The sequence below is a fragment of the Sabulibacter ruber genome (assembly GCF_017355955.1).
Classification (GTDB): Bacteria; Bacteroidota; Bacteroidia; order Cytophagales; family Hymenobacteraceae; genus Nibribacter; species Nibribacter ruber_A.
Genome location: NZ_JAFFID010000001.1, coordinates 618,753 through 632,091, shown reverse-complemented (window position 1 = coordinate 632,091; position 13,339 = coordinate 618,753). Strand labels below are relative to the sequence as shown.

General features: G+C 50.5%; 10 protein-coding genes. 6 read left to right on the top strand and 4 right to left on the bottom strand.

The genetic code is table 11. The features are described from left to right. The first annotated feature begins 46 nt into the window (after window positions 1-46). The 4 genes from JT719_RS02655 to JT719_RS02640 all read left to right on the top strand — a co-directional run bounded on the left by JT719_RS02655 (window position 47) and on the right by JT719_RS02640 (window position 3,007). The gene (locus JT719_RS02655) at window positions 47-886 is read left to right on the top strand and encodes an MBL fold metallo-hydrolase (protein WP_207433224.1); all 840 of its coding nucleotides are present in this window, start codon (window positions 47-49) and stop codon (window positions 884-886) included. 2 nt (window positions 887-888) lie between these two features. Then, window positions 889-1,656, top strand: a complete 768-nt coding sequence (locus JT719_RS02650; RefSeq protein ID WP_207430828.1) for a patatin-like phospholipase family protein — start codon at window positions 889-891, stop codon at window positions 1,654-1,656. A gap of 109 nt (window positions 1,657-1,765) precedes the next feature. Continuing rightward, the gene (locus JT719_RS02645) at window positions 1,766-2,383 is read left to right on the top strand and encodes a hypothetical protein (RefSeq protein ID WP_207430827.1); all 618 of its coding nucleotides are present in this window, start codon (window positions 1,766-1,768) and stop codon (window positions 2,381-2,383) included. Window positions 2,384-2,521: 138 nt separating this feature from the next. After that, window positions 2,522-3,007: a 1-acyl-sn-glycerol-3-phosphate acyltransferase gene (locus tag JT719_RS02640; RefSeq protein ID WP_341350735.1), complete on the top strand. Its 486-nt coding sequence runs from the start codon at window positions 2,522-2,524 to the stop codon at window positions 3,005-3,007. 98 nt (window positions 3,008-3,105) lie between these two features. On the opposite strand, the gene smc is transcribed toward JT719_RS02640, so the two are convergent. The 4 genes from smc to pckA form a co-directional block, all read right to left on the bottom strand. Beyond that, window positions 3,106-6,666, bottom strand: coding sequence for a chromosome segregation protein SMC (gene smc / locus JT719_RS02635; RefSeq protein WP_207430821.1), 3,561 nt, complete (start codon window positions 6,664-6,666; stop codon window positions 3,106-3,108). 644 nt (window positions 6,667-7,310) lie between these two features. Continuing rightward, window positions 7,311-7,976 (bottom strand): DUF4159 domain-containing protein, encoded by a 666-nt coding sequence (locus tag JT719_RS02630; RefSeq protein WP_205500927.1) that lies wholly within the window; start codon window positions 7,974-7,976, stop codon window positions 7,311-7,313. Between the two features lie 27 nt (window positions 7,977-8,003). Continuing rightward, on the bottom strand, window positions 8,004-8,717 hold the full coding sequence (locus JT719_RS02625) for a 16S rRNA (uracil(1498)-N(3))-methyltransferase (RefSeq protein WP_207430817.1): 714 nt from the start codon (window positions 8,715-8,717) through the stop codon (window positions 8,004-8,006). 122 nt (window positions 8,718-8,839) lie between these two features. Continuing rightward, entirely contained in the window at window positions 8,840-10,453 is a 1,614-nt protein-coding gene (gene pckA, locus JT719_RS02620; RefSeq protein ID WP_207430815.1) for a phosphoenolpyruvate carboxykinase (ATP), read from the bottom strand. Window positions 10,454-10,673: 220 nt separating this feature from the next. Here pckA and JT719_RS02615 point away from each other — a divergent pair, with 220 nt between their 5' ends. Next, window positions 10,674-12,257 (top strand): peptide MFS transporter, encoded by a 1,584-nt coding sequence (locus tag JT719_RS02615; RefSeq protein ID WP_207430813.1) that lies wholly within the window; start codon window positions 10,674-10,676, stop codon window positions 12,255-12,257. Window positions 12,258-12,397: 140 nt separating this feature from the next. Beyond that, window positions 12,398-13,243: a glycoside hydrolase family 25 protein gene (locus JT719_RS02610; protein ID WP_207430811.1), complete on the top strand. Its 846-nt coding sequence runs from the start codon at window positions 12,398-12,400 to the stop codon at window positions 13,241-13,243. Window positions 13,244-13,339: the final 96 nt, after the last annotated feature.

Sequence of the window (13,339 nt, the reverse complement as noted above, 5' to 3'; positions counted from 1 at the left end):
CGGCTCTTTTTTCAGAATTCAGGCGTAAAACGTTCCCCCCATGTCGTTGAATCTATACCCCATTAATACCGGAAATTTCAAACTAGACGGCGGTGCCATGTTTGGCGTGGTACCCAAAACCATCTGGCAGCGCACCAACCCGGCAGACGAAAACAATCTCTGCACCTGGGCCATGCGCTGCCTGTTGGTGGAAACAGGTGACCGGCTTATCTTGATAGACAACGGAATAGGGGACAAGCAAGACGCCAAGTTCTTCAGCTACTACTACCTGCACGGCGATGACTCCCTGGAGAAATCCCTGAAGAAAGCGGGGTTCGGTTTTTCAGACATCACCGATGTTTTCCTGACGCACCTGCATTTTGACCATTGCGGCGGATCGGTGCGGTATGGCAAAGACGGTGGTTTGGAGACGGTCTTCTCCAATGCCCGGTACTGGAGCAACCAGGACCATTGGACCTGGGCCACAGAACCCAATCCGCGGGAAAAGGCCAGCTTTCTGAAGGAAAACATTCTGCCCATCCAGGAAAGCGGTCAGTTGGAGTTTTTGCAAGTAGGGCAGGAGCAGTTCTTGCCCGGGTTTGAGGTGACCTACGTAGACGGCCACACCGATAAGATGATGGTGCCCCGGCTGCAGTATAAAGAGAAAACGCTTTGCTTTATGGCAGATTTGTTGCCTTCGGTGGGGCATTTACCGCTGCCTTACGTGATGGGGTATGATACCCGGCCGCTTCTGACCTTGCAGGAGAAAGAGGCTTTCTTAAACCGAGCCGCCGACGAGCAATGGGTGCTGTTCTTTGAACATGATGCCCAGAACGAGTGCTGCACGGTTAAACACACCGAGAAAGGCGTGCGGGTTGACCAGATTTTTCCTTTCTCTGATTTGTAAGCATGGTGAAGCTGGGACTTTGCTTATCTGGGGGAGCAGCCCGCGGGGTAGCGCATCTTGGGGTGTTGCAAGCCCTGCAGGAACTTAGTGTGCCTATTCATGCCATATCAGGGGTTAGTTCGGGGGCAATTGCAGGGGCTTTTTATGCCGCGGGGTTTACTCCAGAAGAGATCCTGCGCTTGGTATGCGATCTACCGTTTCCCAAACTCCTGAAGCCCGCCCTTAACCGGGGAATATTACACACCCAGGCCCTGCACAAGGTATTTGATGAACACCTGAAGGGTGTCACCTTTGAACAGCTTCCCATCACTTTGATTGTTTCTGCCCTTGACCTGGTAGAGGGAAGTACCGTGTACTTCACCAAAGGCTCCGTGGCAGAGGCCTTGAAGGCTTCCTCGGCGGTACCGGTGTTGTACAAACCCGTGCAGCAGGACAAAAAAATGTTGGTAGACGGCGGAATTGTCAATAACCTGCCGGTAGAATGCCTTACCGGTGAGTGCGACAAGATAATTGGGGTGCACGCCAACCCTACTAATTTCAAGGCAGACATCTCCAGCATCAGGAGCGTAACCGAACGGATTTTCCATCTTGCCTTACATGCCAACGTTCTGCCCAGAACAGCCCTCTGCAATTTGTTCATTGAACCTCAGAAGCTCAGGGACTACCACATCTATGATTTAAAAAGAGCCAGGGAAATGTACACTATCGGGTACGAATACACGTTATCCCTAGCGGTTGAACTTCAGGCTCTTTTGGATTCAAATAAATAGTTTGTCTATATAGCGTAAATCCTATTAAGTTGTTTGAATAATTCTCTTACTTGACTTTGCGTCCTCGTAAAAGCCAAAGAAAGACCGGTTCACCCTTTACTTTGACTGTATGAGAAAATTATTCTACTTAGGCATTTTCCTTCTTGGTTTTTTCCAAGTGAAAGCCCAGGAAAACAGAGGCACTCTTATTCCAGCTAAAATTATTCAGCGGACCCTCATGGTAGGAGGAAGCGTGTCTGGTTCTTACCGCAAAATCAATATCACCAGTAATGGGGAACCTGTCTCCGGGCATCGGCAGCAATTTGACATGGATGCCAAAGTAGGGTACTTTTTCTTACATGATTTTGCGTTGGGGGTAAGGGCAAGTGTGTACCATTACAAAGAAAAGATGGACAACCAGATTCCTACCCAATCCACCAACCTCATGGCGGGGCCCTTTGCCCGCTATTTCTGGGACAACGGTATCTTTACGGAGGCCAGTGCTACCATTGGGATGAATACCAGACCCAATGTTCCCAAGACCGAAAGCGCTGAGTTTAGAGGAGGGGTGGGCTATGCCATCTTCATTAACCCTAAAATAGCAGTGGAGCCGGCCCTGCACTTCTCTTATTACCAGGAAAACCGGCCGGCCGAAGGAAATAGGAAGATCACAGAATTTGGTCCGTCCCTCAATGTGGGCCTGCAGGTGTACCTGTTCAGAGAGCGAAAATTCAAATTAGTACCTTGAAGCAAGCAAATAAAGGGAAACCAGCCGAGTGGCTGGTTTTTTTTGTAATATTGTTGTCTGAATCACATCAATATTATGTTTGGAAAGGCGTTAGCGAAAGTAATATTCAAGGTTTATGGGTGGAAGTTAAAAGGATCCATGCCTCCCGGCTTAAAACAGGCCATCATGGTGGCCGCCCCTCATACCAGTAATTGGGATTTTGTTTTTGCCCGGGCCGCCTTTTACCTGATGGACGTACCGGTTAAACTCACCATCAAAAAAGAAGCCTTCTTTTTCCCGATGGGAGCGTTGTTAAAGTCTATGGGGGCCGTTCCGGTTGACCGGAAAAAGAACAACAACCTGGTGGCTGCCATGATTGACATTTTCAAACAGCATGAGGAAATGGTGATGATGGTGACGCCCGAGGGTACCCGCAAGTACCAACCCCGCTGGAAGAAAGGATTCTACCATACCGCCGTGGGAGCCGGTGTCCCGATTGTGTTGGGGTACCTGGACTACGCCAAGAAAGAAGCCGGCATAGGACCCACTATTTACCCCACTGGTGATTTTGATGCCGATATGCAAAAGATTCTGGCATTCTACCGTACCGTAACCCCTAAGTTCCCGAGCCAGGGAGTGCGGTAAACGATTTCAAATTTCCCTAAAACACCTCGGCCGTTTTGGACCTGCTTTCCTAGAAACAAGTCCAAAACGGCCGAGATGTTTTTAAAGCTTTGGATTCTTTATGCCGACATCGCTGCTTCGGTCACCGGTTCAGGTGCCAGGTCACGAAGGTCAACCGGGATTACGCGCGATACACCGGCCTCCAGCATGGTGATGCCGTAGATCACGTCGGTAGAAACCATGGTGCGTTTGTTGTGCGTCACCACTATGAACTGCGACTCGCCAGAGAATTTCTTCACGATGTTGTTGAACTTGTCAATGTTGGCATCGTCCAGCGGGGCATCCACCTCGTCAAAGATACAGAACGGAGCCGGCTTGAGCAGGTAAATGGCGAACAGCAGAGAGATAGCCGTCAAGGTCTTCTCACCCCCGGACAGCTGGTTGATGGTCAACGGGCGCTTGCCTTTAGGGCGGGCCATGATCTCAATCTTAGACTCCAGCGGGTTGCTTGGGTCCGCGATGTACAAATCACAGGTGTCTTCCTCGGTGAAGAGCGAGCGGAACACGCGCATGAAGTTCTCCTTGATCTGCTCAAAGGCCGTGAGGTATTTCTCCTTGGCCACGGTGTCAATCTCAGCAATGGTGTCCAGCAATTGGTTCTTGGCGTCCAGTAAGTCGTTCTTCTGCGTCAGGATGAACTGGTTGCGGGTGTCAATCTCCTGGTAGGCCTCGGCGGCCATTGGGTTCACCGGCCCAATGTTGTCCAGCTTCTGTTTCACGGCCTGTACCTGCTGGCTTAGTTCCTCATTGCTGATGTCCAGTGACTCGGTAGGAGCCTCAGCCAGATCATCAGGGTTCATGTTGAACTCCGCTGACAGACGTTCTATTACCGACACTAACTTGATGCGGGTATCGGTGATGGCCTGGTTCATTGACTGGAACACCTCATCGGTGTTCTGCTTTTTGCGTTGCAGTTCTCTTATGCTTTTCTCTTTCTCGTCAATTTCGCCGCGCAGAGAGAAGTAGGCTTTCTCCATCTCGTCCAGCTCCCGGGCCAGTTCTTTGCGGGCTACCATGCCTTCTTCCACCAGTTGGCTTTGGTCTTCCACAAACTGGTCCAGGGCCACGGTCTCGTCTTCGGCGCGGCTCAGTTCATCCTGCAGCTGCACCAGACGCTCCTGGTGGTTGAGCACGGCTTTCTGTTTATAGGCCAGTTCCTGCTGAATGCTCTGTAAACGGTTCTTGAGCTGGTGGAACTTGATGTTCTCCTGGTTGAAGATGCCGCTGATCTCAGAGATGATTTCGTTCTGTTTTTCCAAAACCTGCGCCAAACTGTGCAGTTCCTGTTCATAGCTTTTCAAGGCCATGTTCTTGCTTTCGGCATCCGGCATCAGGTCGGCCAGTTTGTCGCCCAACTCCTGGATCTTCTCGAAAAGCTCGTCTTTCTTGCTGGCCTGGTTCTGCTGGTTCAACAGGAACTGCTCGTAGCGCACTTTGTGGCTCACCAGCTCCTGCTGCAGGTTGTTGATCTCGCGCTCCTGCAAACGGATCTGCTCCTGTTTGGTGGTTTCTTTCTGGTTCTGCAGCTTCTGTTGCTGCGTACTGATCTTGATCTTAAGGCGCTCCTGGTCTTCCTCAATGGTTTCCAGTTCTTCGGCCAGTTTCTCCAAATTCTGCTTGCGGCCCAACCGGTTGCCGTCAAACAAGCCCACCGATCCACCAGACAAGCTCAACGGCTTCTTGATCACCGAGCCATCCGTCTGGATGTAGGTACGGCCATCGCTCAGGAATAACTCGGTATCAGTGCTCCTGGTGAGGTAGACCTCGTTGAGCATGTAGCAGAGCAGCGGGTGGTATTTCTCCTCGGCCTGCACCACTTCCAGCGCCGCCTTGTATTTGGGCGTGCTCACGGTAGCCGGAATCTCCATGTCTTCCACCTCTGAGAGGATGATGAAGTTTGCCCGGCCTTTGTTCTGTTCTTTCAGGAGTTCAATGGCTTCCACGGCCTCGGTGGCCGAGTCTACCACGAAGAAGTTCATGTACGGCTCCAGATACGTCTCAATGAGGTTCTTGTACTCGGGGTCCGGTGAGATGATGTCTGACAGGAGGGGAGCGGGGCTTTGCCAGTTCTCAGAGGTATACAAAAACTTGATAGCCTCCGGGAAACCTTCCAGGTTGTCCACCAGCGATTTCATGAGGTGGTACTGGTTCTTTTTGGCGTCTGCTTCGCGGTTCAGGTCGATGAGCTGCTGGCGATAGTCCTGCAGGGTAGCCTCGGTTTGGGCGATTTCCTCCTGCAATTGCGCTTCGGCTTCCTGCAAATCGGCTAGTTTCTCCTGGGCTTCTTCCAGAAAGCTTTTGGTTTCGGCTAGTGTTTCCTCGTGCTGCTGTAGAATCTCGCTTTCGTGGCTTTCCATTTCCTGCAGGCGCTCCAGTTCCAGGCGGTGGGCCTGCATCTGCACCTGCGCGATCTCGATGCTCTTGTTCACCGTGAAGGCCTCGTTCTGGATCTGGCGCTGGGCTACGGTCTTCTCCTGAAGCTGTCTCTGCAGATCGGCTTTCTGCTGGTTCACGTGCTCCAGCTCCTTTTTGGTAAGGCCCAGTTGCTCCTCAGAAATCAGCAGATCTTCCTGAATCTGCTCCAGGTCATTTTGCAGTTGACCCAGGCTAGTTTCGGTTTGCGTGATGCTGGCGGTGTCCAGGTTGATCTGCATGTGCAGGGTCTTCACCCGATCCTGCAGGTACAGGTTGCGCTCGCTTTTCAGCTTAATATCGTTTTCCAGTTGGCGCAGTTGAGCGGTATGCTCGTGCACTTCTTTCTGCTTGTTCTGCAGCTCTAGTTGGGTGCGGTCCAGAAGGACTTTCTGCTCCTGCAAAGCTTCCTCCAGTTGGGTCAGTTCCTCTGAGTAGGAGCCTTTGCGCTCGGTTTCTTTCTGCAGTTCGTTCTCCAGCCTCTCCAACGCCTCCTGGTGCTGGCCAATGTTGCGGCGGGCGTATTCCAAGCTGAGCTTTTTGTATTCATTCTTCAGATTGATGTAGCGTTCGGCGGTTTTGGCCTGGCGCTCCAAACTCTTCAGGTTTTTCCCAATCTCGAACAACACATCCTCCACGCGCTCCAAATCCGCATCGGTTTCCTCCAGTTTTTTGAGGGTTTGCTTTTTGCGCACCTTGAACTTGGAGATACCGGCCGCTTCTTCAAACAGGTTCCGGCGCGAGTTGTCTTTGTCAGTGAGGATGTCGTCCACCATTTTCAACTCAATGATGGCGTATGAATCAGACCCGATTCCGGTGTCCAGGAACAGGTCATTGATGTCTTTAAGGCGGCAGGTGACATTGTTGAGCAGGTACTCACTTTCACCGGTTCTATAGTAGCGGCGGGTGATGGTCACCTGCGAGTACTCGGTGGGCAGGATTCCTTTGTTGTTGTTGAAGGTGAGCGACACCTCGGCCATCTGCTGCGGCTTCCGGTTCTTGGTACCGTTGAAAATCACGCTCTCCATCTTGTCAGAGCGCAGGTTTCGGGTTTTCTGCTCGCCCAGCACCCATCGGATGGCATCCACGATGTTGGACTTGCCGCAGCCATTCGGCCCCACGATTCCGGTAATCCCGCTGTCAAAGTTAATGGTGACTTTGTCCCCGAAACTCTTGAAGCCCTTGATCTCTAATCTTGCTAATTCCATACACTTCCGGCCAGTACTCCTGACCCCAAACCCAAAAATACTAAAAAGAGTTTGACTAGGGGAAAGAAAGAGGCAGTTGTTTTAACCGGGTTTGTAGTAGATTTTTGGATGAAGCAGAAAGCAGAGGATACCGTTCCTTGCTCTTAGAGGAGGCATCTTCCGCTGGCGCGAGCCTCCGGCTCGTGTACAAACTCTAGGCTAATAATAGCAAATCCTCATTTTCTTCCTGAAAGGACCTTATGAGCAAACTGTTATAGCGTTTCTCTAAAGGTATCTAGTTCGCTCACAAGGTCCTTTCAGGATAACAAGTAGGAGGAGAGTGCCTTTAAAATGGACCAAAGTACCTAGTTTCTGAAAACAAGAAACAAACTCATTTCTGATATGTGTGCGGACACGAGCCGGAGGCTCGCGCCAGCAATCCTTTTAAGAAATGGGGTTTGTTTAGGAATGGCTCTGTACCGGGATGGTACCAGATGGGTGGAGCAGAGATATAGTACTTTCTCTTTCTCTTTATGGCTCTCTACGGCCTATAGCTCTCTATGGCGCGGATTTACTTCCGTGCCTTTCACATTCTTAAGGCACGGAAGTAAATCCGCGCCATATAAATTGATCGTCGCTAAATGATAGAACTGAGAAAGTAAAAATCAAAAGTTCGTCAATGCATAGGCGATCAGGTTGGCGCCCATCCGCAGCGCGGCCTGGTGCTTTTCAATAGGGTCATTGTGTACTGATTGATCTTCCCAGCCGTTGCCTAAATCGCACTCATAGGAGTAGAAGCATACCAACCGGCCCTGGTAGATGATCCCGAACCCTTGGGGTGGTTTGTTGTCGTGCTCGTGGATTTTGGGTAAGCCGCGAGGAAAATCGAATTTCTGGTGGTACACGGGGTGGTTGAATGGCAGTTCTATAAAATCCAGCTCCGGGAAGACTTTCTTCATCTCGCGGCGGGCGAACTTGTCCAGGCCATAATTATCGTCTATGTGCAGGAAGCCGCCACCGGTTAGATATTTGCGCAGGTTCTGTACCTCGGCCTCGGTGAAGACCACGTTGCCGTGCCCCGTCATGTGCACGAAGGGGTAGTCAAAGATTTCGGGGCTGCCGGGCTCCACACTTTCTTCCTGCGGGGCGATGTTGGCTTTGAGCTCGCGGTTGCAGAATTCAATGAGATTAGGCAAGGAGGTTTTATTGGCGTACCAATCACCGCCGCCACCGTATTTCAGGCGGGCAATCCGGAAGCTGGGGCGCTGGGCGTATAAAGCGCTGGAGGCTAATAAGAAAAGAAGACTCCAGAGAAGAAACCGTTTTTGCATTGTTTTCGGGAAAAGAGGCTTAAAACCTTAAACGTCAAGTAGTACGTGAATGGTATGGCAGGCGGCTAAAGCAGCAGTCTCGGTCCTTAACCGTCTTTGGCCTAACGTAACAGGTTTGTAGCCTGCTTCCAGCGCCTGTTCCACTTCCTCAGGACTGAAATCGCCTTCCGGGCCAATCAATATGGTGTACGTGTCCTGGCCGGAAATGCTTTTTGCTAAGGAGTGGCGTTCCTGGCCTTCCACCAAATGCGCGATGAATTTTTGCCCATCTACGGCTTGCTTGAGAAAATCTGAGTAGCGGGTGAGTTGGTTCAAAGTAGGCATGTAGGCCTTCATAGACTGCTTCATGGCGCTGACGGCAATCTTTTCAATGCGGTCCAGATTCAGGGCTTTGCGTTCAGAGCGGGCGCATTGCAGGAACGTGATCTCGTCTATGCCCATCTCCACGGCCTTCTCCACGAACCACTCCATGCGGTCCATGTTTTTGGTGGGCGCCACCGCCACATGGATTCGGTAGTCGCGCTTTCCGTAGTCTGCCTGATGCTGTAAAATGCTCAGTTTCGTCTTCTTAGGGTTCGCCTCCGCAATCTCTGCTTGATACAAACCACCCCGGCCGTCTACCAGCGTGACCGCATCTCCCTGACCTAAGCGCAGCACCCGGGCGCAGTGCTTTGACTCTTCCTCAGAGAGGGTGTAGGTTTTATCAGTGGATTGCAAATCTGGCGTAAAGAAGAGGTGCATGGAAATCTGTTTTAAAGCTGTTTTTCCAAAATTACACCAAATTCCCGCAGGGGAGCAACCTTCATAAAAAAAGCCTTCCATACAATGAAAGGCTTTATTAGGATGAAGGAAATAATTGAGTGCTACGCTTCGACCGCTACTTCAGGAGCACCGGCCAGTATCTCTTCGTTCGCGTAAGACGCGTACTTTTCAAAATTCTTGATGAATGCCTTCGCCAGGTCATGGGCTTTATGGTCGTAAGCCTCTTTGTCGGACCAGGTGTTGCGCGGGTTCAGGACTTGGTCCGGCACATTTGGGCAATAAACCGGCATTTCTACCCCAAAAACAGGGTGTTTGCTGTAAGAGACATCCTGCAATTCACCGGTAAGCGCCGCAGTGATCATGGCCCGGGTGTACCCCAGTTTCATGCGGGAGCCTACACCGTACACTCCGCCGGTCCAGCCGGTGTTCACCAGCCACACGTTCACGTTGTGCTCGGTCATTTTCTTGCCCAGCATCTCGGCATACGTGGTGGGGTGTAAGGGCAGAAAGGCCGCTCCAAAACAGGCTGAGAACGTGGTCTGAGGCTCAGTAACGCCTACCTCGGTACCGGCCACCTTAGCGGTATAACCCGAGATGAAGTGGTACATGGCCTGGCACTTGTTCAGGCGCGAGATAGGAGGCAGTACCCCAAAGGCATCGGCGGTCAGGAAGAAGATGTTCTTGGGAATACCGGCTCTGGATGGTTCCACCGCATTGTCAATGTGGTTTATGGGATAGGCCGTACGGGTATTCTCCGTCACCGATTTATTGGTGTAATCTACTTCCCGGGTGCCCGGTTTAAAGCGTGTATTTTCAACAATGGCCCCAAACCGGATGGCATCCCAGATCTGCGGTTCTTTTTCGCGGGTGAGGTCAACTACCTTGGCATAGCAGCCGCCTTCAAAGTTGAAGACGCTGTCTTCGGTCCAGCCGTGCTCGTCGTCCCCAATCAGGCCGCGGTTCGGGTCGGCGGAAAGGGTGGTTTTGCCCGTGCCGGATAACCCGAAGAAGATAGCGGTGTCGCCGTCCTGGCCCACGTTGGCCGAGCAGTGCATGGAGAGGGTGTTGCGCTTGTGCGGCAAGAGGTAGTTTAATACTGAGAAAATGCCTTTCTTCATCTCTCCGGCATAACCCGTGCCGCCCAGCAGAATCATTTTGCGGGAGAAGTTGATGATGGCGAAGTTTGCCTGACGGGTACCATCCACCGCCGGATCAGCCATAAAATCTGGGGCATTGATGATGGTGAACTCTGGGGTATGTTGTTCAAGCTCCTCTTCAGAAAGGCGCAGGAACATGTTGTGGCAAAAGAGGTTATGCCAGGCCAGGGTGTTCACAACGCGAAGGTTTAACCGGTATTCTGGGTGGGCTCCGGCGTAGGCATCGCGTACGTAGAGCTTGCGACCTTTCAGGTGCGCCAGCATCTTCTGGTACAGGGCATCAAACTTGGCAGGATCAAAGGCAATATTGATATCGCCCCACCATACAGATTCAGCTGTCTCCGCATCGCGCACAATGTAGCGGTCTTTGGGCGAGCGGCCGGTAAAGGAACCGGTATCGCACATGAGGGCGCCGGTATCGGTCAGGTACCCTTCCCCGTTAGAGAGCGCTTCTTCCACTAGCTCTGCCGGAGAAAGATTCCAGAGAACCTCTTTCGCGTCTGCAATGCCTAACCCAGACAAATCCATGGTGAATGATCTTTTGCCAATTTCTTTCATAAAGGAAGTTTTAATTTTTAAAATTTCAAAACATATGTAGTGTAAAGAAATCCGATTCTCAAATTTATAAAAAAACTAACGTATGTTATCTTTTTAGGAAAGAAGTTTTTCTGGTGGGTGCTTGCCCGGCATCGTATTTGCCCTTCTAGTTCTATTATGGTATATTTACCAGTTGCGTAAAGACCAGACGCAATGCAAACAACACTTTAAACACTTTTCTATGTCTCAAAGAGTTCATCCGCTTAATGACCAAGTCAGTAAGCACAACATTCCATATGGAGACCAACCCACACATGTAGAAGGAGGCCACCCCCCGGGGTTATTTGTGCTCTTCTTCACAGAGATGTGGGAACGTTTTAGCTATTATGGGATGCGGGCGCTTTTTGTGCTCTTCTTAACTTCTACTATTGCCAACGGGGGCTGGGCCTGGGAACGGGAAGAAGCCCTTCAGTTGTATGGTATCTACACCGGCTTAGTTTACTTGACTCCCATTATTGGTGGGTACATTGCCGACCGGTTCCTTGGTTTCCGGAACGCCATTATCTTTGGGGCCTTGCTTATGACCTTGGGCCACGCCAGTATGGCCATGGAAACGGTGTTCTTCTTCTATGTTGGGCTGGGGCTTATCATACTGGGGAACGGCTTGTTTAAGCCCAATATCTCTTCTATGGTAGGTCAGTTGTACGCCAACAATCCCGCTAAAAAAGATGCCGCCTACACCATCTTCTATATGGGTATCAACTCTGGTGCTTTCTTAGGAATCCTGCTTTGTGGCTACATTGGCGAGAAAGTAGGCTGGAGCTGGGGCTTTGGTCTGGCAGGTATTTTCATGCTGTTTGGCATGTTGCAGTTTATGTTCTCCAAAAAACTGTTCGGGAACATTGGGTTAGCTACCAAGAATCAGATAGACACCGGTGCAGACACTGAAACCAAAGCTGTGGAAGATCCGGCCCACGTGGTTAGAGACAGAATCATTGTGATCTCCATTCTGGCTTTCTTTGTGATCTTCTTTTGGATGGCCTTTGAACAAGCGGGTGGTTCTATGACCATATTCGCGGCAGATTACACCAACCGGGTGCTGGAAGGCAGCAGCGGAACCCTCTTCAAGTGGGCTAATGCTATTCTGGTGGTGGTTCCCATGCTGATTTTAACGGCGGTACTGGGCAACCTCTTTAGACAAACCTACAAGAACATTCCTTTCTCCAACTTCTTCCTGGGTTTGAGTTTCGTGATCATCTGGGGTATCATTATCTGGATGCTTAGAAGAGAGTTCATCTCTGATGCCACCGAAGTGCCTGCTTCCTGGTTCCAGATTCTCAACTCCTTCTTTATCATTTCCTGCGCTCCGTTGTTCTCTAAAATCTGGGAAAGTAAGTACAATCCATCTGCACCCGTGAAGTTTGCGATTGGGTTATTCCTTTTAGGGCTTGGTTTTGGTATTCTGGCTTTCGGCGGGCTTTCCATTCCGCAAGGAGCGAAGACAGCTTCGGTAAGTATGGTTTGGCTGATTTTAGCTTATCTATTCCACACCTTAGGGGAGCTTTGCATTTCTCCGGTAGGGCTGTCTTATGTAAGTAAGTTATCTCCTCCTAGACTTGTGGGCCTGATGTTCGGGATCTGGTTTGTGGCCAACTTTATTGCCAACACCTTAGCAGGATGGACCGGTTCTTACATTGATAAGATCACCGAAACCTATTCTATCTCCACTTTCTTCCTGATTTTCACTATTCTGCCAGCTGTGGCGGGTGTTATCATGCTTGCCTTAAATGGCACGCTGAAGAAGAAGATGCACGGCATCACCTAAATCTATCTTACTCATTAGAAAAGCCTCTGCCGTTTTCCGGTAGGGGCTTTTTTGTTGTAGGGCCTCTTAGCTCCCAAATAATTGGTAAATTTGTAGAGTGATGAAGGTAGCCCACCAACCCCGGCTACTTCCGATGGGAAATGACAAACAAAGGATCTGGAGCCACCCGCACCCGCAAACGTCCCGCCAAAGCAGCGCCCCGCAAAAAGCAGGCGAACACCGGAACCTGGTGGAAGCCGCTGTCTTTGGGTGTGGCGGGATTCCTTGTGCTTTGTCTGGGGATTGAGTATTTCAAAGAGGGCGGAAGATTAGCGTTCCTGCGGCATTCAGTGGAAGAGGCTACCCAAACCAACACGCTCACTGCTTTTAAGCCGGAAGGGTACGAAGTAACTGGCCTTGATATTTCCCACCACCAGCGGAACGTGGACTGGGAAGCCGTTAAACAGCAGAAAATCAGATTCACCTTTATCAAAGCCACGGAAGGCATCACGCACCAGGACAGGTATTTTGCAAAGCACTGGCGGCAGGCCAAGAAGCATGAATTGTTACGTGGGGCTTATCACTTTTTCCTGCCTTCCCGGGACGCCGAGAAACAAGCCGAGAATTTCCTGAGCAAGGTGAAACTGGAAGCCGGAGATTTACCTCCCGTCATAGACGTAGAGGTCACCAACCATCAATCAGATGAAGAAATCCGGGCGGGAGTACAGTTGTGGCTGGACCGGGTAGAAGAGGAGTACGGTATCAAGCCCATCATCTACACCAACTATGCTTTCTATGAAAAACACCTGGCCGGTTATTTTGATGATTACCCGCTCTGGATTGCGCATTACAACCCTAAAAAGAGCCATCAGTTAGGTAATCATACCTGGGCATTCTGGCAGCATACCGAAAGTGGTAAATTGAAGGGAATCAAGGGAAATCTGGACCTGAATGTCTTCAACGGCACTATGGAAGATTTGTATAATATGTGCTACGAACCTAATTAATACTTTTTTCTTGAAGATGGGTTTAGATTTATAAGAAGAACCTTATTGTAAGATTTTAATAACCAAGGGGTAAGCTGATAATAAAATTATTTAGGC